Origin of the sequence: Pantoea agglomerans (genome assembly GCF_021397715.1) — a bacterium.
Lineage (GTDB): Bacteria > Pseudomonadota > Gammaproteobacteria > Enterobacterales > Enterobacteriaceae > Pantoea > Pantoea astica.
Genome location: NZ_CP090209.1, coordinates 19,902 through 41,380 on the forward strand (window position 1 = coordinate 19,902; position 21,479 = coordinate 41,380).

The window sequence follows — 21,479 nt, forward strand, 5'->3', positions numbered from 1 at the left end:
ATGATATTTTTTAATATTTTAAAAAAATTAACGAGCGTATTGGCTCTGGTTATGCTGGCAATCAATATTGTTGTCGTTACCGCAACCGGTGCCCGCGCTGCTGATGATATAAAATTAACCTGTAGAGCGCCGTTCACCACAGCCGCAATCGATTTGAGAACGCTGGGGATTACCCTCTCATCGGCTGTCCCCATCGGTACAGTCGTTTATGAAGGCAGTGCAACAGTTGATGTACAGTGCGGTATTAATATTCTCACGACATGGCCCGAGGAGGGGCTTAGCACAGAAGTTTATTTTAAACGGCTGTCAATCGCCGAGGGTTCGCTGGGTTATGGGTTAACGTTATACCTGGGTTATGGGGGTGAATATTCCAACGAAGCAGGGACTATCGCCACCGGACAGATGGTTGACAAGTATGCGGGTATCACAACCGGCGGAGTACTGAATAACTACACCGAGTTTACGCTGAATGTGCCTTATAAGATCGTGCGTACCTCCTCATCACTGACCGCGGCACCACGTACGACGTTGAACTTATTTCAGATCGGATCGTTAGTAACGGGAAGTGATGAAGCTTTCATCGCCAGCAACCTCAGGAATAATGCGATTACGGTAAAAGATGAAACCTGTTCTGTGGCCGGAAATACTACCCAACAGGTGCCACTGGGCAGTTATTCAGTCAGTAAAAGTGGCGGGTTAGGTGCTGGCATTGGACAGACCAGCAATGCGATTCCTTTTGATATTCAGCTAAACTGTGAATCACTGCTATCAGGCACCTTTGAAGTCATGATGCAGTTCGACGGCGATGCGGTCAGCGGTTTGTCAGATGCAGGTGTCGTTGCACTGAATACAACCTCAACCGCGACCGGCGTTGGCGTTCAGATACTGAATGAAAATCAGCAACCCGTTGCGCTGGCGTCACCCTTTAACGTTGCCTCCTATCCTTTGTCTGCTGCGTTAATTACTGTGCCTTTATATGCACGTTATTATCAGACTGCTGAGAAAGTGAGCCCGGGAACGGCGGATGCAGTAGCAACTTATACATTGAGTTATCAGTAAAAATACCGGCAAGGCTCTTCGGAGCCCTGCCATTTCAATCATCTCTAACTGATCAAAGGATTCGTCAGTGGATTTGCCCCAAGGAAAAAATACGCTACGGATTGGTGTATCTGATGAGAGCCCCTTCATTATTTACTCAGTCCAGTCAATTTTATCAACCGAATTCGTTCAGCACGAAATTAACGCTTATCCGGTTGATAAAGAGGATTTACTATTAAACCTTAAGGAGGATGCCCCAGACATACTCATTACAGACTTTAACTTTAGCTTTGAGCGTTATGATTTGAACGGCGTCAATAAAATTGAGGAGATTCATAAGAAGTTGCCTGACCTTAATATTATTATCTTCACCGCTCAGACCAGCCAGGCTATTCTGAATAAAGTATTGCAAATTCCTATCAAGGGCATTATCAGTAAACGTGACGATCGCAGGCAGCTGATTGAGGCTTTTCGATGGATATATTCAGCCAACAAGGGGGTTTATTATTCAGAAAAAATGAAACACCTGGCACTTGATACCCAAGCCAGCAAAACAAACAGTCTGCTGTCTCCCTCAGAGAATGAAATCATCCGTTTATTCGCGATGGGCTACAGCCTGATGGATATCGCCAAAATACGTAAGCGCAGCGTCAGCACCATCGCAACGCAAAAATATAACGCGATGCGCAAGCTACAGCTGCACTCAAATACAGATCTAATAAAGTATGTTTTTGCCCAGGAATTAATTTAACCCAGGCATTTAATTTTTTGAAACAGCGAAAAACATGAAAATCCATAAATTAAATAAACTCATGCTGATGTTTATGTGTATGCCTGTTTATGTGCATGCCACAAATCTGCAGCAGGCTGCACAGGCCGCATTAAATTATGACTCGGCTTTACAGGCGAGTAAGCAAACCAGCGAAGCAGATAAACAAAAATACTGGCAGGGAATGTCAGGAATGCTGCCGACGCTCACGCTTGAAGGAAGCTGGGATCGCCAGGAGCAACCCGATAAGAAATACCAGAGCGGCGTCACTTCGCATAACTATGATGTCCGAGTCAGGCAACCGTTGTTTGATATGAGTAAGTATGCGGGCTGGCGTAAAGGTATCGCGATTGCCAACACCGCCGAAGCACAGGCACGTCAGGCAGAGGAAAAACTGCTGGGTACCGTTGCCAATGCTTATTTTACCGTGCTCTATCAGCAGGAAGTCTTACAGGCCGCACAGGCCGCTAGCCATAACTTCAAACAGCAAATGGACAAGCTTCAGGCGGGTTTGAGTAACGGGCAAAATACGCGTACAGAAGTTGATGAGGCGAAAGCGAACTATGCCATCGCTCAGGCCAAAGAAATTGAAGCCAGCAATCAGTTACTGCTTGCCGGTGAAGCGGTTCGCCGATTATCCGGCGTCAATCCGGATACGCTGGAGCCGGTTAATTTTCAGTGCCTTAATTCAACGCCCTACTCCACGCTAACCGAAGCGATCAGCGCCAGTCAGCAGCGCAACACCGATATCAAAGTTGCGATGTTCCAGCACGACCAGGCCGATGCCGATGTGCTGGCTGCCGATGCTGCTCACATGCCTGTGGTGTCGCTTTATGCCAGTTATGGCAAAAACTGGAGCCGCAACGATAACGACCAGAACTTCCTTTACGATGCAATTTTCGGCACCAACTCGAAAAGTAATAACCTGCAATACGGCGTAAACGTCTCCGTTCCGCTCTTTGCCGGCGGCAGTCAGCTGTCACAATCATTTGAAGCGTCTTATCGCCGCGAGGCCTCCAGGTACAGCACCATCGAAGCGCAACGCAAAGCGGTTCAGGACACCCGTTCTGCCTGGCTGAGCCTCAAAAATGGCAAGGCGCTTATTGATGCGGAAAAAAATGCGGTTTCTTCGGCGCGCGAAAAAGTCGTCTCGGTTAAGTATGGGCGCGAAATGGGCTTTCGTACGGTCAATGATGAAATGGATGCCCAACAAAAATATTACAGCGCGCTGAAAGATCAGGCTGAAGCACGGCTGAATTATTTAACCGCCCTGCTTAATCTGGCACTCAGCACCGGATCGTTATCAATCGACATGCTGAATTTCTTTCAGTGCCGTTAACCCACTTACATATGATGAATAGTTAAATGGAACAGTCACTTTTTCGCCAGGAAGCACTTGATGCTGCTAATCGCGGCAGTCTGGGTACCGTCGCACTTTATTGTCCACCTTACCGATGGCTGGTTATTTCCATCGTCGTGGTGATTACTGCAGCGACCACACTTTTCTTTATTTTTGGCAGCTACACCAAATATGAATCGTCTACCGGCGAGTTATTACCGAAAAACGGCATGTTGATTATTCCGCCTCCGGTCAGCGCGACCGTTATCGATATCCCGGTAAAAGAAGGCCAGCGCGTAGAGAAAGGCGATGTGCTGATGGTGCTCTCATCTGAAGTCTCGACGCAATTTGGTCAGACGCGTCAGGTGGTCTCAGAAAACCTGGCCGCGCAGCGCGAACGTCTGCAGCAGGATCTGGAAACCCTTAGCAAACTGCATGACGTTGAGATGCAGGGGCTGAAAGAGACGATCAGCAGCCTGAAATTGCAGCAAGAGCAACTGCGGCTTCAGTTAGCGCATCGCAGAAAGCAGGTTGAGCTGGCGCGCTTGCAGCTGACCAAGCTGAAAGCGATGCATAACGAGGGATACGCCTCAAGCCGCCAGGTGGAAGAGCAGGAATCAACGCTGCTCGACGGCCAGGCACGCTATCAGGAATATCAGCGGCAACTGCTGGATATTGCGCAGAAAATCCTGCAGGCGCAGCAGCAACTGCATGAGAAGCCGCTCGACGACGAGAAAAAACGTAACGATATCGAGCGACAGCTGGCAGATAACCGTCAGTCACTGGTTGAAAACGAAGCGCGACGTTCTTTTGAATTACGTGCCCCCAAAAGCGGTTACGTCGGCATGATTATGATCAAAAACGGTCAGATGCTGAATGCAGGTCAGTCGGCCATTGCCATCCTGCCCAGTGACAGTGAACTGGTGGCCCGCATCATGGTGAATACCCAATCTATTGGTTTTATCCAGGCAGGACAACGTGTCGTGCTGCGTTATAAAGCCTTCCCTTACCAGAAGTTCGGTCAGCAATACGGCAAAGTCATCGAAGTTTCACGTACGGCACTGACACCTCAGGAAGTCTCAACATTAACCGGTAAAGGCAACATTCAGGAGCAGCAATATCGGGTACTGGTGGCGCTGGATAAACAGACTATCAAAGCCTACATGCAAAATGAGCCGCTGAAACCCGGTATGGCGCTGGACGCCGATTTTATCGTCGATAAACGTCGTCTTTACGAGTGGGTCCTTGAGCCGTTATTCGCGCTCGGTCACAAAATTTCGCTCTGATTAAAAGGTCTGTGCTGTGTTGTTAAAAGATAAACTTAATTTCAGATGGTTTAACCGTCTGCCTGTCATCCGTCAGTCACAGGTGACCGAATGTGGACTCGCCTGCCTGGGCATGATTGCCAACTATCATGGGCATGAGATCGACATGATCACTCTGCGCAGGAAGTTTGCTACCTCGCTCAAAGGTGCCACTCTTGCCAATGTCATTTCGATGGCACAACAGCTGAATATGAGTTCGCGCGCGCTGCGCGTTGACCTGGAAGAGCTGTCTAAGTTGCGTATGCCCTGCATTCTGCACTGGGAGCTCAACCATTTTGTTGTGCTGAAAAAAGTGAGCGGCAATAAAATTACGCTTCACGATCCCGCGCGCGGCGTTCGGGAGCTGACATTCAAAGAAGCCTCTAAAGCCTTCACCGGCGTGGCACTGGAACTGATCCCCTCTTCAACCTTTGAAGTAAAAGAGGAAAAAGCCAGCATTTCAATGATGAAGCTGGTCGGCAGCGTGACGGGCGTGAAGTCCGCTTTCGTTCAGGTGCTCATCCTGTCAATCTCACTGGAGCTGTTTGGTGTGTTATCACCCTTTTTTATGCAATGGGTGATGGATATGGTGCTGGTCTCCGCCGACTATTCGCTGTTAACCCTGTTGGGGGTTGGCTTCATCATGATTGCGTTGTTCCAGACCATGATTTCCGCTCTGCGCTCATGGGTGATGGCCTGGTTCTCCAGTCAGCTCAGCGTACAGTGGACGATCAACGTCTGTCAGCACATGCTGAAGTTACCACTCGACTGGTTTGAATCGCGTCACGTCGGCGATATTCTGTCTCGTTACGGTTCGCTTAATACCATTCAAAGCACGCTGACTTCACGCTTTATCAGTACCGTGCTGGATGGGGTGATGTCGATCGTCACCGTAATGATGCTGTTTATCTACAACGCCAAACTCGCCTGGTTAGTCATTGCGCTGTTCATTGCTTATGGCATCTTGCGCTTCATGGCCTACGAGCCGGTGCGCCGCGCCAATGAAGAGCAGATCATCAGCTCAGCGCGCACGCAGTCCTCACTGCTGGAAACGCTACGCGGTATCCAGGCGGTGAAAACCAACAACAAGCAGGTTCCGCGTCTCGCCGCCTATATGAATTATCTGGTGGATAGCACCAATAAAGGGATAGTGATGCAGAAGCTCAATATCCTGTTTGGGTCCGCACAGGGGATACTGACGTCGGTGGGCCGGGTGGTGCTGGTGTGGCTGGCGGCATTACAGGTTCTGGATGGTAACTTTTCTGCCGGTATGCTTACGGCCTTCATCAGCTTCTCAGATCAGTTCATGAGCCGTGGTGCCGGTTTGATCAATGCGATCATTGATTTCCGTATGCTGCGTATGCATGGAGAACGTCTGTCAGACATCGTGTTGTCTGAAACTGAGCCGAATGACGAAGCCAGTCCTCATCAGATCGAGCACGATGACGAACCGCAGACATCGAATGATATCGCGCTGGAGCATATTTGCTTTCGCTATGCGCCAACCGAATCCTGGGTCATTGACGATGTCAGCCTCTCTATTAAAGCCGGTGAGAGTATCGCTATTGTCGGGCCGTCGGGTCAGGGTAAAACCACGCTGGCCAAAATTATTCTCGGTCTGTTACATCCCGAAAGCGGTGTGATCAGCGTAGGCGGTCTGGATATCAAGCAGACCGGCTTACAACATCACCGCAATCGCATTGGTTGTGTCATGCAGGATGATATTCTCTTTTCGGGTTCGATCAGTGAAAACATCAGCTTCTTTGATAATGAACCTGACCAGGCGAAAATCACTCGCGTGGCGCGGCTGGCACAAATTCATGGCGATATCATGAAAATGCCAATGAATTATCAAAGCCTGGTCGGCGATATGGGCTCCTTTCTTTCCGGTGGTCAGTTACAGCGTATTTTGCTGGCGAGAGCACTCTATCGCGATCCACAAATTCTGGTGCTGGATGAGGCCACAAGTCACCTCGATATTTATAATGAAACGCAGATCAATACTGCCATTAAGAAAATGAATATCACACGTATTATTATTGCGCATCGCCCGGAAACTATCCGCAGCGCAGACAGAATCGTTATGTTGAATAACGGTAAAATCAGCGAAATTACTGCCGAGCAGTTATTTTCCCGTGCAGACAATGGCCAAAAAATGGAAGGACCGAATGAATAATCACATGTGCAAATTTAGCGAAGGCACCATTACGCTACCTGAAGGATACAGTGAAAGAACGATCAACACGCTGATTGACAAACGATCTGGCCTGCCTCCCATTACCCTTTCCCGGGATGGGCTGGGCAATCACAACAGCATCGAAGAATATATTGAAAGCCAGCTCAGCATGTTAAGAAAGCAAATAAAAGAGTGGCATCAGGCGCCGTATGAACCGGTGGTGCTGGGTAATAATGTCACTAATGGGATATTAATCAGCTATGATTTTTTACGCCCTGATAACATTCGTCAATACCAGAGGCAGGCTATTTTCACCCTGGATATGGATGATCTGCTGATTTTTTCAATCTCGAAACCTGGGCCGTTAACTGACAAAGAGATAGCTGGCTTCTCCGGGACGCTGGCCAGTTTCAGGACCCATAATTAACCCTTGCCCGGCGAGCCGCCGGGCAATACCCGTTTCTTTGTTCATTTTTCAGTTGTTTCATGCTTGTCATGATTTTGCCGCTTTTTAGCGGCTTTTTTTTATCAGAAAAACAGACAAAGCCACTAAGGGATCTTCATGCTCAGTAACGCTGGCAGGTAAACAGGTAAGAGAGAGGCCCGCCAATCAGATAAGAACGTGCGTCGATTTTATCGACATCAAACTGCAGATAAGAAGGGTCCAGTGTCAGCTCCGCCAGCAACAGAGTGAACACCGCATCGGGTGTCGTATCTGTTGAAGCGCTTACGATGTCGTTAATCGCGTAGCGGTAAGTGTCGTAATCAACCTTCTCGCCGCGGGAAAGGACAATCCTGCGGTTAACAATCGTAGTTTTACTATCTGCAACGGCCTGCCCGTTTAGTAAAAGATAGCCAGAATTTTTACTATCAAAGCGTAAGTCCTGGGTTAACTGAAACTCTATCCGGCTTCCTTCGTTTCGGCTCAGATCGTAATGGGTAAAGGTCGAGCAGCGAAAGGGGAATGGCTCAATCCGGGAGCTGAAATAATCGAATCCAACGGTCACCATCAGCAACAAAGCGGCCGGCGCCAGAATAAATGCAATGCTCCTTTTCAAATGTTCCTCCAGTCGAGATAATAAAAGTTGTCACATGAAATTATATCCCCGCGACCGTTAATCTTGCAGGAGGATAAAATCGTCCGGCCAAAATTACGGGTCGTAAAGGCCGTATTATTATCAAAATAGAAGCGCCGACTGGCATCACAAGGTTGATTATTTTCTTTAATAATCTCCAGCAACTGTTTATCCAATGACTGCCGTTCAGTATCGTCCACCCCCTTTAATATCACCACGTCACACCCGCCAGGCAATTTTATTGTTGTCGAGACCAGGGATCGTTCAGACGAAACGATAAACCAGTAATAGCCACAGGCAGCGAGCAGAAGCAGCGAAAAAAAGACGAAAAAGAGTTCACGACGGGAAAAATGGCTGGGCTTACTGATGACATTTTGTGGGGATTCAGGTGTTATCGGACTGCTTTCAGTCGGTGCCACCGTTAATGCTTCGGCTGCAATATCGGGCTCAGGCTCCGCGACAGGCATGGCGGGTGACGGCTGCGTTTCAATCTTAATCTCTGTGTTTATGCGTATCCCAATCTTAGGAATGGTGATAATCAAATTTTCACAGCCATAGGCCGCAAGCGCACGTCGCAAAATACTGAGATACTGATTCAGGTTGCTATTCGAGCCGCGCAGGCCATATTTATCCCACACTTCTGTCAGCAGGTTATCCCGCGCCAGGATTTCCCCTTCTGAATTCAGCAGGCGTTCAAAAAGGCGGCCGGAAGAGATGCTCAGACTGATAGATTCCTCAGTAGGAAGATGAGTCAGCGTACAATCATCTGAATTATAAGTAATACTGTCATCGATTATATAAATCATTAAGAAATCACTGAATTTAAGCTAATTGCTCACAGTATAAGGCAGCTTATATAAAGAATCACTAAAGGTGACAGAATGGCGGGAAAGGCATTAACATAGCAGGACGGTTTGTTACGCGCCAGGCAAACTCTGCGTTGCCTGGCGATGGATTCAAACACCATTAATATCAACAGCTTAAATTTATATTATGGCTGGTTTGCCGCGGCAAATTCCGTGTAGTTGTCGTGGGTAATGGTCTGGTAAGGGATCCAGTTCAGCTCTTCGACTTTTTGTTTATCCAGCAGCGCTTTTGCCACTTTTACCGCGCCGATCGCCTGCCCTTTTGCATCCTGAAAAATGGTCAGCGTCATTTTTCCGTTTTTAACAAACTGCTGACCATCCGGAGTTCCATCAATGCCCGCCACCAGAATATGACTGTTTTTCGCCTGATTCAGCGCCATAATTGCTCCAATCGCCATTTCATCGTTATTGGCGGCGATGGCATCGATGGGTCGCTGATTCAGCAACCAGCCCGAGACCACATCCACCGCTTCATTACGCTGCCAGCGCGCGGTCTGTTTTTCGATCACCGCCATCTGCTTATATTTTGCAATTACCGCTTCTACGGCACGCGTACGCTCACGCGCCTCTTCGTTCGATAAAGCCCCCATCAGAATGGCGACGTTGCCGCGATAGTTCATCTTTTTTGCCAGCGCTTCCATCTGCATCTCGCCGCCGAGCGCAGAATCTGAGCCCACATAGGCCATATTTGCCGGCAACCTGACTTCCGGTTTACGGTTAACAAACACCAGCGGGATCCCTGCTGACTGGGCGGCTTTGATCATCGGCTGCACACCCTGGGTATCCACCGGGTTGAGAATAATGGCATCCACACCCTGGTTGATAAAATCATCAACCTGCTGAACCTGAAGAGCAACATCGCCCTTAGCATCCACGAACTGCCCGTCCATCTTCAGTGTCTTGATTTCCCCGACCATCTGAGTTCGCAGGATCGAGACAAAATTAAGGTCAAAATTTGCCAGTGCGACGCCAATTTTTGGCGTTTTCGCACCGGCCGACACGCTGACCAGCATACCGAGAAACAACGCTAACAGTCTGGTTTTCATAGGGTAATCCTGTAGGTTTTTATTATTAATAGACCGTCGGGCAACAGGCAAATACCCGACGGGGAAGTGATTACAGGGTAAAATGTTCGCGGAACTGCCTCAGCGCCGTCTCGCTGTCGCCCTCGGCCCAGCCTTCCAGTGCAACAATGCCGGAATAGCCCACTTCAGCCAGCGTGCGTGCAATGGCGCGGTAGTTGATTTCCCCGGTGCCGGGCTGCTTCCGTCCCGGTACATCCGCCACCTGAATTTCACCGATCGCCGGACCACAGCGGCGGATCAGTTCAATCAGATTGCCCTCGCCAATCTGGGCATGATAGAGATCCAGATTCATCTTCAGCGCCGGGCTGTTAACCGCCTCGACCAGCGCCAGGGTATCCGCCGCGCGGGCAAACGGCGTCCCCGGATGATCAACCGCCAGGTTGAGGTTCTCCAGGGTAAAGACGCGTCCGGCCCGTTCACCCAGAGCGGCAAGTTGGCCCAGCGTCTCTGCCGCTTTGAGCCACATCGTTCCGGTCACCACCTCAACCGGTCTGACCGCCTGGCCGTTGGCATCAAGTCCGGTGCCGTGCAGATTCAGGCTTGGGCAGTTGAGCCGTTCCGCAATCGCCAGCGACGTTTCAGCACTTTGCAGCAGCGGTTCGATTTGGTCCTCATCCGTCAGGTTACCGCTCAGATAACCAGTCATCGAGGTGAAACGCGCACCGGTCGCTACCAGCGCATCGATATCTTTATTAGCCCAGTTCCAGATCTCGACGCCAAATCCCAGCGCATGAATGCGCTCAACCCGGTGGATAAACGGCAGATCGAGAAACACCATCTCGGCACAGACAGAGAGCTGATAACTGGCCATTAGCGTGCTCCCAGCAGGATGGGCTTGTGCTGCTGCACCGACGCGATACAGGCCAGCGCAATTTCCAGCGCATTCCGCGCATCGATACCGGTGGCGCGCGGCGTCTCACCGTGCAGGATGCAGTGTGCAAACTCGGCCATCTCCGCCACGTAAGCGTCACGCAGCAGATCGGTGTCCATCCGTGAGGTTGCTATCGCAATACCGTCGGCGTGATAGCGCACGCAGTTATCCTGATTAATATTGCCCGCCTGCAACATGCCTTTACTGCCAAACACTTCGCCGCGCACGTCATAACCGTAGACCGCCTGGAAATTCGCTTCAGCCGTGGCAATCGCCCCGTTATCAAAGCGGATGGTCACCACCGAGGTATCCAGCAGCCCTTTATCTTTGAAATCGGGCCGTACCAGCGCATCCGCCAGCGCATAGACTTCAACCGGTCGTGCGCCGGGGTTGAAATGCAGCAAGGTGTCAAAGTCGTGGATCAGCGTTTCAAGAAAGATGGTCCACTGCGGGATCGGCGCCGGATCGCGTAACGCGGGATCGCGGGTGACCGAGCGGCTCAGTTGCGTGGTGCCGTTTTCTCCGGCTTTTACTGCGCGGATAGCGGCAGCAAAGCCAGCACTGAAGCGACGGTTAAAGCCGACCTGTAACACCACGCCCGCCGTTTTTGCCGCGGCGATCGCCCGATCTGCTTCCTCCAGCGTCACCGCCATCGGTTTTTCACAAAAGATATGCTTACCGGCCTGCGCGGCGGCAATGACCAGCTCTGCATGGGTACGGGCCGGGGTCGCAATCGCCACCGCATCAATGTCACTGTCGTTCAGTAACGCCTGTAAATCGGTGTAGGCTTTCTCTACGCCCAGCCGGTCCGCCAGCTTTTGCGCAGCACCTGGCTGCAGATCGGCGACCGCCGTCAGCTTAGCCCCTGGCACCCGCAGTGCCAGATTCTCCGCATGGAAACTGCCCATTCGGCCTGCGCCGATCAATCCCACACGCACAGTTTTATGATTCATAACAGCTCCTGTTTATTTATTGTTTGCCCAGTCAGGCTGGATAGAGGGTTCAGAGGTCTGCTGTGCCTCAGCGGCAAAGCGACGGGATTTGGATAACATCAGCGGCTCAATATGCTCCAGCGAGACGCCGCGGGTTTCCGGCAGAAAACGCTGTACGAACCAGAAGGCCACGAGACAGCCGACGGTGCACAGCATCAGTGGAAACGCGCCGTGGAAGTGGGTCATCAACAGGCTGCTGCGATTCATCATCGGGAAGCTCTGAGTGACAATAAAATTGGCCAGATACATGGACGAGAAGGCGTAACCCATTGCGACGGCGCGGATTCGGTTGGGAAAGATTTCCGAGATCAGTAACCAGGCGCCCAGGCTCCACGACATGCCGAAAATCAGCACAAACGCCACCAGGCCGATCACCGGCAGCAGCCCGCCGGTCTGGGCAATAAAGGCCCAGCTGGTCATCATCAGGCAGAGCGCACAGCCCAGCGCCCCCCAGCGCAGTAAGCGGGTCCGGCCCCAGCGATCGACCGCATTGAGGCAAAAGGCCACACCGGCCAGCAGCGCCACTCCCAGAAAAATGCTGTGGAACAGGGAGGTTTGAGTGTCGGAGGAGATGTTCTGCAGCAGCGACGGTGCGTAATAGAGCAGGATATTGATGCCGGAGATCTGCTGCAGGATGGCGATGGCACAGCCAATCAGCAGGATATAGCGCGCCCGGGCATCCCGCAGCAAGCCGGTGCGGGCATGACCATCACCGTGGCTGGCGGCGGAAGCGCTGATTTCTGCCAGCAGGCGGGCAGCATGTTGCGGCGTCGATAAACGTGTCAGCACCGCCAGGGCCCGATCGCGTTTACCGTTCAGCGCCAGCCAGCGCGGTGATTCCGGCATGAACGGCACCAGTGCCAGAAACAGCAGGCAAGGCACCACGCCGGACGCCAGCATCCAGCGCCAGCCCTCGCTGACGATCCACGCATGGGACATGCCGCGGGCGATAAGATAGTTGACCACATAGACCGCCACCTGCCCGCCCACCATCAGCATCTGCTGCAGGCCAAGCATCCGGCCGCGCCAGTCTTTTGGTGAGATCTCAGCAATGTAGAGCGGCGTAATCGCCGAGGCCATGCCGACGGCCAGCCCGCCGATCAGCCGGTAAAGTACAAACTGGGTCAGGGTATCGGCCAGCGCAGACCCTACCGCTGACAGCGTAAATAACAGGGCGGTGATCACCAGCGTCGGCTTACGACCGATCCGGTCAGAGAGCGCGCCGACGCACCAGGCTCCCGCCACACACCCGAGGATCACATTTGAAACAGCCCAGCCACTTTGCCACGGCGATAAAGCCAGATGTTCTGTTAACGGTTCAATCACTCCGGAAATCACCGAGGCGTCATAGCCAAGAATGACGCCACTGAGTGAGGCAATCGAACAGATAAACAGCAGTAACTTCAGATTATGTTTTCGCATAACGCTTTAACTTTCCCGTTATTTTTTACAGGTGGCCGTTAGCGTCAGGATTGCAAAACAGGTGCCAGTTTTTTAGCTGGGTTTTATGTGAACGACCTCTCAGATAACCGCTCTCAGGTGAAAATAAAATTTACATGTCAACTTAACATGTCATTAAAATGGACATTTCATCCCGACCCGGAGAGTGCAATGCCGACGCTGCATGATTTGTTGCCGAATAAAGAAGAGAGCGACGCAATTTTCAGTCTGCCGGAAGGCAGCGAAGCGGCGCGCTGGGAACAGCTGCTTGCGCAGGGATGGCAGGCCTTTGTGGCGGATGAGCAGCCGCACTGGATCCGCAGCAGCATCCTGCAGTCGTGGACACGTTCCCGGCAGCGCGGCATTGATCCGGGCCGGTTCAGCTACAGCGCACCAGAACCGGATGAAGTGTCCGCCATTCTCAGCCACAACAGTGAACTGATCGCCGTGGCGCACAGCGTGATGCAGAATCTGCTGGCCTATAATCCGGATGGCCACATCAATCTGACCGATGCGCAGGGCGTGGTGCTGAGCTACTGCGGCAGCGACCTGACGCCGGTCGGCAGCATCCTGCGTGAAGAGGTGCTGGGCACCAACTGCACCGCACGCTGCTTACGCGAACAGCGGCTGGTCTATGTGCTGAGCGGAGAAAACTGGAAGCTGGCACTACGCGAACGCAACCAGCAGTGCGCTGCGGCCCCGATTCGTGATGCCAGCGGCCGGATGATCGGCGTGCTGACGCTGACGGCCACTCCCGACAGTTTTAATGTTCACACGCTCGGTACCGTCCAGGCCGCCGCAGAGGCGATTGGACAACAGCTGACTCTGCGCCGTCTGCTGGCCGAACAGCAATCGATTCTGGAAACGCTGAATGAAGGCGTCGTGGTCTGCGATCGCGATGGCCGCATCAAAACCCTGAATCGCTACGCCCGGCAGATTTTCGCCGGAATAGATGCCGACAATGCGCATATCGATCGGTTGCTGCAGCCGCAATCGGGTTCGCTGCTCACCCTTCCCTGCTGCAACGACCGTGAGATGGTGTTTCGCCCCGATGGCAGACGCAGCGTCTCCTGTCTGGTGTCACTGATGCCGGCACCGGATGGCGGCCGTATTTTATCGCTGCGTGAAAATCAGCGTATCCGGGCAATCACCCGGCGGGTGCTTGGCGTCAGCGCCAGCTACACCTTCGGGATGATTCGTGGCAGCGCGCCTGTGCTGCAACAGGCGATCAAGGATGCACGCGCCAGTAGCCGCAGCGACAGCACCGTGCTGCTGACCGGCGAAAGCGGTACCGGTAAAGAGCTGTTTGCCCAGGCGATTCATAACGCCAGCAGCCGGTCACAGGAGTCCTTTGTGGCGGTCAACTGTGGCGCGCTGCCGCGCGATCTGGTGCAGAGCGAGCTGTTTGGCTACGTCGACGGTGCCTTCACCGGTTCACGGCGCGGTGGCTCGGCAGGGAAATTCGAACTGGCCGATGGCGGCACCCTGTTTCTTGATGAGATTGGCGAGATGCCGCTGGAAGCGCAGACCAGCCTGCTGCGCGTACTGCAGGAAAATGAAGTGTTGCGCATCGGGGCGGCGCAGCCGGTTAAAGTGGATGTCCGCATTGTGGCGGCAACCCATTGCGACCTGCAGCGCGCCGTGGAACAGGGTGCCTTTCGCCGCGATCTTTTCTATCGCCTTAACGTCATTTCCCTGACCATTCCCGCCTTACGGGAACGTCAAAGCGATATCCCCGATCTGGTCACGACCTTTATCCACGCATTATGCCAGCGACTGAATAAGACACCGCCGCAGGTGGCACCGGAAGCGATGCGCTGCCTGCAGGCCTGGCACTGGCCAGGCAATGTCCGCGAACTGGAGAACCTGGTGGAGCGGATAGTGAATCTCTGCCAGAGCAGCAGCATTGAACTGACCGATTTACCCGCGGAATTTATCAGCAGCATGTCACCGGCCACCACCGCCGCCACCAGCCTGCTGCAGGATAATGAGCGGGCCTGCATCCTGGAGACAATTCGCGCGCAGGGCGGCAACGTGCGCCAGTCGGCTAAGCTGCTGGGGATTTCACGCACCGCGCTCTACAACAAGCTCAGTCAGTGGAACATTCCGATCAGCAGCCTGCGGCAATAATTTTCCCTCTCCTCAGCGGCGCGATCCGCGCCGCGCCCGCTTCAGGCCGGAAACATGGCATTCGGCCGCTAAAAGGCTTAAAATGTGACCATATCCTTCACCGGTCACTTTGCAACCGACTCTACCTATCAGGCGTTAAAATGACAGAACAGTTTACCGATAACGGCGGCCGCGGCCCGGCTGAACATAACGTTCGCGACCAGATCGTCGATGCCGCGATGCAGCACTTCGCCCATTACGGCTACGAGAAAACCACCGTCTCCGATCTCGCCAGGGCGATTGGCTTTTCAAAGGCTTATATCTACAAATTCTTTGAATCCAAACAGGCCATTGGCGAAGTGATCTGCGCTAACCGGCTGGCAATGATCATGCAGCGTGTGGAAGCCGCCATCAGCGAGGCACCTGGCGCGGCTGAACAGCTACGCCGGCTGTTTCGCACGCTTTCAACCACCGGCAGCGAACTGTTTTTCCACGATCGCAAACTCTATGACATTGCTGCAGTCGCCTCGCGCGATCGCTGGCCATCGGCCCAGGCGCATGAAAAACGGCTGCTGAATCTGATTCATCAGATCCTTCGTCAGGGCAGAGAGGCGGGCGAATTTGAACGTAAAACGCCGGCAGACGAAGCCGCAGAAGCGATCTACCGGGTGATTAAACCCTATGCCAGCCCGGTTCTGCTGCAGTACAACCTCGATGAGGCGGAAGCAGCCTCAGTACAACTGGCGGCGCTGGTGTTACGCAGTCTGGCACCCTGAATGTGACCATTGACTTAATTGGTCACTTGATCAATGCTGGTAGCCGGTCTGAGAACATCTCCAGACACCCTGTGCTGCTGCGCCTGGCATTTCCTTCCGGTTAAACACGGCGGGCTGGACGTGGCGTTGTGCGTCCCTGTTACGCAGGGTACCGTCATCCGCGCTAAGGTTGAAAGCGTGCATCGATCAAACCACGGCTCTGCAACCGGTAAATCACCACCTTGCAGAGCCACTACAGGAGGAACTGCATGAGTCATTCAGCCGCGTCTGAACGTATTGTGATTACCGGTATGGGCATCGTCTCGCCATTGGGTTGCGGAGTGGAGACGGTCTGGCAACGCCTGAACGCGGGTCAGTCGGGGATACGGGGGTTGTCCGAAGAGATGAGTGCCGGCACCGGCATTTCGGTGGGCGGCAGCGTCCCGACGGTCGATGAAGATCCGCTGGCTGGCTACGATCCTGAAGCCTTTATCCTGCCGAAAGAGCGCAAAAAGATGGCCCGCTTTATTGAGTTTGCGCTATTGGCCACAGACGAAGCACTGAAGCAGGCGGGCTGGCATCCTCAGCCTGAAGATGAAGCCGCGCGTGAACGCACCGCCACCCTCATTGCCTCCGGCGTGGGTGGCTTTGGCGCGATTGCGGAAGCGGTACGTACTACCGACGCACGCGGCCCGCGCCGGCTTTCTCCCTTCACGGCGCCTTCTTTTCTCGCCAATATGGCAGCGGGTCATGTCTCGATCAAACACGGATTTACCGGACCGCTGGGCGCGCCCGTCACCGCCTGTGCCGCTGGCGTGCAGGCGATTGGGGATGCCGCGCGTCTGATCAGAAGTGGTGAAGCCGATATCGCCATCTGCGGCGGCACCGAGGCCGCGCTGGACCGGGTAACGCTGGGCTGCTTTGCGGCCGCACGCGCGCTGTCGGTCGGTTTTGCCGATCATCCGCATCAGGCGTCGCGTCCGTTTGATCGCGACCGTAACGGTTTTGTGATGGCGGAAGGGGCTGGTCTGCTGGTGATCGAGTCGCTGGCCCATGCCGAAGCGCGTGGCGCAACACCGCTGGCAGAACTGGTCGGCTACGGTACCAGTGCTGATGCTTATCATCTGACCGCCAGCCCGGAAAATGGCAGCGGCGCAGCCCGGGCGATGAAACTCGCTCTGCGTCAGGCCGGTATCGGTCCGGAAGCGGTCCAGCACATTAACGCCCATGCGACCTCGACCCAGGTCGGCGATCGCGGTGAACTCGCGGCCATTCGCTCAGTATTTGGCGACGATTCAGCGGTGGCGATCACCTCAACGAAATCGGCAACCGGGCATCTGCTGGGCGCGGCGGGCGGCATAGAGGCAATATTCACGCTGCTTGCGCTGCGCCATCAACAGGTGCCGCCGACGCTCAATCTGCATCATCCCGATGACGCAGCGGGTAACCTCGATCTGGTGGCGCTGAACGCCCGCCCGATGGCGCTGGAGTATGCCATGTCGAATGGCTTTGGTTTTGGCGGGGTTAATGCCAGCCTGCTGTTGCGTAAGTGGTAGCCTTCTCTGGGCGCATCCCAGGCCACTATGCCGTGCGGCTTATCACTGCACGGCATGGAAACGCAGCCTCATCCGTGTGGTTGGTTATTTGTGGTCAGATCACAGGCTAATAACTGACTGCCCGCCGCCGTGCCGGAAAACGTTGGTTAAGATTGTCTCTTGCCAGATAATTCTTATTCCGGGACGGCGTGCGCTATCAACTTTATATTTCCGTACTTTTCCTGACAATATTACCCACCTGCCACCGCTTACGATTAATTTTCAGCGCTACACTAGATATTCACGACAATAAACGCAGAGAACGTAGATGAACATTGCAGCCTTTGATATTGGCGGGACCTCATTAAAAATGGGCGTGATCGACGCTCAGGGAAATATTCTGGCCAGCGACAGTGCTGATATCTCACATAACGATCGGGATAAAATACTGGAACAGATTATCGCCTGGCTAAAGCAAAACCCATCATGCAGCGGCATTGCGCTCAGCACGCCGGGTTATATTGATCCGGAGAGCGGATATATTGCGATGGGCGGCACGATTCGCGATTTTGATCAGTTTAACCTGAGCCAGTGGCTGACTGATAAAACCTCGCTGCCGGCGACGGTTGAGAATGATGCGCACTGTGCTTTACTGGCCGAGCGCTGGCTGGGAAAAGCGAAGAAGCTGGATGATTTTCTGATGCTGACCATCGGCACCGGCTTAGGCGGCGCGGCTTTCTGTAACGGTGCGCTGATCCGCGGTGGCCGCAATCGTGCCGGAGAATTTGGCTGTCTGCTGACGTCACGCCCTACCGACAACAATATCGAACCCCATACCATGGCAAAGAGTTGCACCATGACCGCCCTGCGCGAAAATTTCAGTCGGCTCAGCGGTCAGCCGGTCGATGATGTCAGTGGTAAGGATGTGTTCGACGCGTTTGATCAGGGCGATGAGCAGGCACAACAGGTGGTTGATCGCTTTTATCAGGATCTCGCCGCCGGTTTATATAATCTTTTCAGCGTATTTGACCCGCAGACTATTTTCATCGGCGGGGGAATTACCGAACGTGAACCCTTTATTGATGAGCTCTCACGGCAGCTGGAAAAATATCAAATTGATATTCGCATTGATACCGCTACCTACGGCAACGATTCCGGCATGCTGGGCGCAACCTGTCACTTTTTACAACATCAGCAAAGCGACGTCGCCTAATCCGCCTTGCAAAATCAGCGCTGCCGCCAGTCAGGGATAATCAGATCGCCACGTAATACCGAACTGCCCAGCATCTGCTGGGTGGTGGCGGTTAACCAGCCGACAATACGTGATGCCATCGCATCGAGAGAGTATTCAATTGCCGGAATAGTGGGTAAACCGGGTAAATTCACCGATCCCGCCAGGCTGAATACCATTACGTCATCCGGTACCGCTTTATTAAAGGCCTGTAACTGCGCCATAACGCTTTGCGCTTCCTGCTCATTAGCCACCAGCAAGGCGTTGAAATTCCGGCTGCTGGCATTATTCAGCAGCATCTGAATCGCCACCGACGAAGAGACCGCATCAGTAATCACCAGGTTACGGTTAAAAGGTAAGAGGTTATTTTCCAGCGCCAGCTTGTAACCCTGTAAGACCTGCCCGGCGGTGCCCCCGTTCTCAGGCTGGATGAGGGCGATCTGGCGACGGCCCTGATTAATCAGGAAATTGCTGGCGGTCTCGGCGGCAAAAGCGTGATCGAACTGGATACTGTTCGGCCCTTCCGCTTCGGCGCAGTCGACCAGAATGACATGTTCATCATCAATATTAAGGGGAAAACGCGCGCCAATGATCAGCACATCATCGCACAGTCCACAGCTCAGCTCGTCAAGCGCGGTCAGGACGTCACTTTTGCTATGGGCAAAGCGCAATAACAGATGCTTCTGATGCTGACGAAGCTGCTTTTCCAGAGCGAAAAGCCAGGCGGTGATCTGATTAACGTTTTCCTGCGCGCAGATAACGCCGATACAGTGGGTGGTCTGGCTGAATAACGACTGGGCAATAACGTTTGGCCGGTAGTTCAGCTCTTCGACGGCTTTCAGGACCGCCAGCCGACTGGCTTCCTTTACGCCGCGTGAACCGCTCAACACCCGGGAAACTGTGGCTTTCGATACCCCAGCCAGCCGCGATACATCGTTGATAGTAGACATTTTTCTCCCCTGAAAACGGCGCTATGCCAAAAAATGCTCACTTTGCTTATCTGCGCAATGGTTCGCCGGCCAAAGTATAGCCATTTCATCCAGTCGTGGAAACCGATTTTCCATAAGCCACCCCCTCTTCGCTTTTACGGTCAATTTTGTGACCCTAATCGAATTAAAAAAAACCGCTAATCTGGCTTATTGACGCGCATCACACTTCTGATTGCTGTCGATGGAAACCGGTTTCCATATGATATCCAATCAGCCTCACTTTAGTGTCAAAGGCGAGGAACAGTAACCATGTACAGAATCATGTTGTGTTGTTCAGCAGGGATGTCCACCAGCATGCTGGTGCGGAAAATGGTGGAAGCCGCCGCGCAACGGGAATTAGCCGTTGAGATCAACGCGTTTGGCGTAGCGGAGTTTGACGAACAGTTTTCCCGCTATCAGGTGGTGTTACTCGGACCGCAGGTAAAATATATGCTGCAAAGCCTGAGCGAAAAAGCAGCAGGCCAGGCGATTCCGGTCCAACCGATCGATATGATGGATTACGGCATGCAACGGGGTGACAAGGTGCTGGATTTCGCGCTGTCGCTGATTGCAGCTGCGCAGGAAAAGGCGGCCTTATGAGCTCACTCTATCAATCCATGATCGCGGTGATTGAGCAATCGATTACGCCGCTGGCCGGCCGGCTGGGCCAGCAGAAATATGTGATTGCTATTCGTGACGGTTTTACTGCCGCGCTGCCGTTTATGATCATCGGCTCCTTCATGCTGGTGTTTATCTTTCCTCCCTTCTCCGCCACCAGCACCAACAGCGTCGCCCGGGCCTGGCTCGACTTCTCCGCCACCTACCGTGACCAGTTGATGCTGCCGTTTAACCTCAGCATGGGGGTGATGACCTTTTTCATCTCGGTGGGGATTGGTGCCAGCCTGGGACGGCAATTCTCACTGGACCCGGTGATGTCAGGTCTGCTGGCTTTTATGGCCTTTTTACTGGTGGCGGCCCCCTACTCCAATCACACCATTTCCACTGAATACCTCTCCGGTCAGGGGATTTTTACCGCGCTGCTGACCGCCATTTATGCTACCCGCGTGTATGCGTGGCTGAAGCACAACAACGTCACGATCCGCCTGCCCAAAGAGGTACCGACCGGTGTCGCACGCTCGTTTGAGATCCTGATCCCGGTGGTGGTGATTATCGGGACTTTGCATCCGCTCAATCTGCTGATTGAGGCCAAAACCGGGATGATCATTCCGCAGGCCATCATGCATCTGCTGGCACCGCTGGTCTCCGCTTCCGACTCGTTACCGGCGATTCTGCTGTCGGTACTGCTGTGTCAGATCTTCTGGTTCGCCGGCATCCACGGGGCGCTGATTGTCACTGGCATCATGAACCCGTTCTGGATGGCCAACCTCTCCGCTAATCAGGCCGCCCTGGCGGCGGGCAATGTGTTACCGCACATCTATCTGCAGGGCTTCTGGGATCACTACCTGCTGATTGGCGGCGTCGGCTCCACGCTGCCTCTGGCCTTTCTGCTGCTGCGCAGCCGTGCCACCCATCTGCGCACCATCGGCAGAATGGGCATCGTGCCGAGCTTCTTCAATATCAACGAACCGATCCTGTTTGGCGCACCGATCATCATGAATCCGCTGATGTTTATTCCGTTTGTCTGCGTACCGATGCTTAACGCCGTGCTGGCGTATACCGCTACCCGGCTCGGCTGGCTGGCGCAGGTGGTGTCGCTGACGCCGTGGACCACACCGGCACCGATTGGCGCGTCATGGGCAGCCAACTGGGCAATCAGTCCGGTGGTAATGTGCCTGGTCTGCATGGTGCTTTCCGCCCTGTGCTACCTGCCGTTTCTGCGCGCCTACGAACGATCGCTGATGAAAGCCGAACTGGAGAAGACGCAGTCGCAAGCGCCGCTGGCTGAAACCGCCGGTACCCACTAA

At 53.5% G+C, this 21,479-nt stretch carries 19 protein-coding genes; 12 read left to right on the forward strand and 7 right to left on the reverse strand.

Annotation, left to right across the window (positions count from 1 at the left end; genetic code table 11):
• The 6 genes from LZU96_RS22455 to LZU96_RS22480 all read left to right on the forward strand — a co-directional run bounded on the left by LZU96_RS22455 (position 1) and on the right by LZU96_RS22480 (position 7,053).
• Positions 1–1,059 (forward strand): fimbrial protein, encoded by a 1,059-nt coding sequence (locus LZU96_RS22455; protein WP_233988822.1) that lies wholly within the window; start codon positions 1–3, stop codon positions 1,057–1,059.
• A 67-nt stretch (positions 1,060–1,126) separates the two neighbouring features.
• Positions 1,127–1,789, forward strand: coding sequence for a response regulator transcription factor (locus tag LZU96_RS22460; RefSeq protein WP_233988823.1), 663 nt, complete (start codon positions 1,127–1,129; stop codon positions 1,787–1,789).
• 79 nt (positions 1,790–1,868) lie between these two features.
• Complete coding sequence (locus LZU96_RS22465) at positions 1,869–3,146, forward strand: TolC family outer membrane protein (protein ID WP_233988824.1); 1,278 nt, start codon at positions 1,869–1,871, stop codon at positions 3,144–3,146.
• A 26-nt stretch (positions 3,147–3,172) separates the two neighbouring features.
• Entirely contained in the window at positions 3,173–4,432 is a 1,260-nt protein-coding gene (locus tag LZU96_RS22470) for an HlyD family secretion protein (protein WP_233988825.1), read from the forward strand.
• A gap of 16 nt (positions 4,433–4,448) precedes the next feature.
• Positions 4,449–6,626 carry a peptidase domain-containing ABC transporter gene (locus LZU96_RS22475; RefSeq protein WP_233988826.1) on the forward strand — a complete coding sequence of 726 codons (2,178 nt, stop codon included), beginning with the start codon at positions 4,449–4,451 and terminating at the stop codon, positions 6,624–6,626.
• Entirely contained in the window at positions 6,619–7,053 is a 435-nt protein-coding gene (locus LZU96_RS22480) for a DcrB-related protein (RefSeq protein WP_233988827.1), read from the forward strand. The genes LZU96_RS22475 and LZU96_RS22480 overlap by 8 nt, the downstream gene beginning before the upstream one ends.
• Positions 7,054–7,192: 139 nt before the next feature.
• Here LZU96_RS22480 and LZU96_RS22485 read toward each other — a convergent pair whose 3' ends face one another.
• The 6 genes from LZU96_RS22485 to LZU96_RS22510 form a co-directional block, all read right to left on the reverse strand.
• Positions 7,193–7,684: a FidL-like protein gene (locus LZU96_RS22485; RefSeq protein ID WP_233988828.1), complete on the reverse strand. Its 492-nt coding sequence runs from the start codon at positions 7,682–7,684 to the stop codon at positions 7,193–7,195.
• Entirely contained in the window at positions 7,681–8,508 is an 828-nt protein-coding gene (locus LZU96_RS22490) for a winged helix-turn-helix domain-containing protein (RefSeq protein WP_233988829.1), read from the reverse strand. The genes LZU96_RS22485 and LZU96_RS22490 overlap by 4 nt, the downstream gene beginning before the upstream one ends.
• A gap of 185 nt (positions 8,509–8,693) precedes the next feature.
• Positions 8,694–9,614 carry a substrate-binding domain-containing protein gene (locus tag LZU96_RS22495; RefSeq protein WP_233988830.1) on the reverse strand — a complete coding sequence of 307 codons (921 nt, stop codon included), beginning with the start codon at positions 9,612–9,614 and terminating at the stop codon, positions 8,694–8,696.
• Positions 9,615–9,684: 70 nt separating this feature from the next.
• A complete protein-coding gene (locus tag LZU96_RS22500) occupies positions 9,685–10,464 on the reverse strand; it encodes a TIM barrel protein (protein ID WP_233988831.1) in 780 nt (259 codons plus the stop codon).
• A complete protein-coding gene (locus LZU96_RS22505) occupies positions 10,464–11,477 on the reverse strand; it encodes a Gfo/Idh/MocA family oxidoreductase (protein ID WP_233988832.1) in 1,014 nt (337 codons plus the stop codon). Before LZU96_RS22505 ends, LZU96_RS22500 begins: the two co-directional genes overlap by 1 nt.
• 12 nt (positions 11,478–11,489) lie before the next feature.
• On the reverse strand, positions 11,490–12,938 hold the full coding sequence (locus LZU96_RS22510) for a sugar porter family MFS transporter (RefSeq protein WP_233988833.1): 1,449 nt from the start codon (positions 12,936–12,938) through the stop codon (positions 11,490–11,492).
• A 189-nt stretch (positions 12,939–13,127) separates the two neighbouring features.
• Between LZU96_RS22510 and LZU96_RS22515 the strand changes: the two genes are divergently transcribed.
• The 4 genes from LZU96_RS22515 (at position 13,128) to LZU96_RS22530 (ending at position 18,568) form a co-directional block, all read left to right on the forward strand.
• A complete protein-coding gene (locus LZU96_RS22515; protein ID WP_233988834.1) occupies positions 13,128–15,086 on the forward strand; it encodes a sigma-54-dependent Fis family transcriptional regulator in 1,959 nt (652 codons plus the stop codon).
• A 140-nt stretch (positions 15,087–15,226) separates the two neighbouring features.
• Positions 15,227–15,841 (forward strand): TetR/AcrR family transcriptional regulator, encoded by a 615-nt coding sequence (locus LZU96_RS22520; protein ID WP_233988835.1) that lies wholly within the window; start codon positions 15,227–15,229, stop codon positions 15,839–15,841.
• Between the two features lie 248 nt (positions 15,842–16,089).
• Complete coding sequence (gene fabF / locus LZU96_RS22525; protein WP_233988836.1) at positions 16,090–17,376, forward strand: beta-ketoacyl-ACP synthase II; 1,287 nt, start codon at positions 16,090–16,092, stop codon at positions 17,374–17,376.
• Between the two features lie 307 nt (positions 17,377–17,683).
• Positions 17,684–18,568, forward strand: coding sequence for an ROK family protein (locus LZU96_RS22530; protein WP_233988837.1), 885 nt, complete (start codon positions 17,684–17,686; stop codon positions 18,566–18,568).
• Between the two features lie 14 nt (positions 18,569–18,582).
• On the opposite strand, the gene LZU96_RS22535 is transcribed toward LZU96_RS22530, so the two are convergent.
• Positions 18,583–19,536: a LacI family DNA-binding transcriptional regulator gene (locus LZU96_RS22535; RefSeq protein WP_233988838.1), complete on the reverse strand. Its 954-nt coding sequence runs from the start codon at positions 19,534–19,536 to the stop codon at positions 18,583–18,585.
• A gap of 288 nt (positions 19,537–19,824) precedes the next feature.
• On the opposite strand from LZU96_RS22535, the gene LZU96_RS22540 reads away from it, so the two are divergent.
• Positions 19,825–20,154 carry a PTS sugar transporter subunit IIB gene (locus LZU96_RS22540; protein WP_233988839.1) on the forward strand — a complete coding sequence of 110 codons (330 nt, stop codon included), beginning with the start codon at positions 19,825–19,827 and terminating at the stop codon, positions 20,152–20,154.
• Positions 20,151–21,479, forward strand: a complete 1,329-nt coding sequence (locus LZU96_RS22545) for a PTS sugar transporter subunit IIC (RefSeq protein ID WP_233988840.1) — start codon at positions 20,151–20,153, stop codon at positions 21,477–21,479. The genes LZU96_RS22540 and LZU96_RS22545 overlap by 4 nt, the downstream gene beginning before the upstream one ends.

Coding starts and splice junctions, on each gene's coding strand:
- LZU96_RS22495 (WP_233988830.1), bottom strand. CDS start 9,614: ATGAAAACCAGACTGTTAGCGTTGTTTCTCGGTATGCTGGTCAGCGTG.
- LZU96_RS22520 (WP_233988835.1), top strand. CDS start 15,227: ATGACAGAACAGTTTACCGATAACGGCGGCCGCGGCCCGGCTGAACAT.
- LZU96_RS22545 (WP_233988840.1), top strand. CDS start 20,151: ATGAGCTCACTCTATCAATCCATGATCGCGGTGATTGAGCAATCGATT.
- LZU96_RS22480 (WP_233988827.1), top strand. CDS start 6,619: ATGAATAATCACATGTGCAAATTTAGCGAAGGCACCATTACGCTACCT.
- LZU96_RS22470 (WP_233988825.1), top strand. CDS start 3,173: ATGGAACAGTCACTTTTTCGCCAGGAAGCACTTGATGCTGCTAATCGC.
- LZU96_RS22455 (WP_233988822.1), top strand. CDS start 1: ATGATATTTTTTAATATTTTAAAAAAATTAACGAGCGTATTGGCTCTG.
- LZU96_RS22505 (WP_233988832.1), bottom strand. CDS start 11,477: ATGAATCATAAAACTGTGCGTGTGGGATTGATCGGCGCAGGCCGAATG.
- LZU96_RS22530 (WP_233988837.1), top strand. CDS start 17,684: ATGAACATTGCAGCCTTTGATATTGGCGGGACCTCATTAAAAATGGGC.
- LZU96_RS22515 (WP_233988834.1), top strand. CDS start 13,128: ATGCCGACGCTGCATGATTTGTTGCCGAATAAAGAAGAGAGCGACGCA.
- LZU96_RS22465 (WP_233988824.1), top strand. CDS start 1,869: ATGCCTGTTTATGTGCATGCCACAAATCTGCAGCAGGCTGCACAGGCC.
- LZU96_RS22540 (WP_233988839.1), top strand. CDS start 19,825: ATGTACAGAATCATGTTGTGTTGTTCAGCAGGGATGTCCACCAGCATG.
- LZU96_RS22500 (WP_233988831.1), bottom strand. CDS start 10,464: ATGGCCAGTTATCAGCTCTCTGTCTGTGCCGAGATGGTGTTTCTCGAT.
- LZU96_RS22490 (WP_233988829.1), bottom strand. CDS start 8,508: ATGATTTATATAATCGATGACAGTATTACTTATAATTCAGATGATTGT.
- LZU96_RS22535 (WP_233988838.1), bottom strand. CDS start 19,536: ATGTCTACTATCAACGATGTATCGCGGCTGGCTGGGGTATCGAAAGCC.
- fabF (WP_233988836.1), top strand. CDS start 16,090: ATGAGTCATTCAGCCGCGTCTGAACGTATTGTGATTACCGGTATGGGC.
- LZU96_RS22510 (WP_233988833.1), bottom strand. CDS start 12,938: ATGCGAAAACATAATCTGAAGTTACTGCTGTTTATCTGTTCGATTGCC.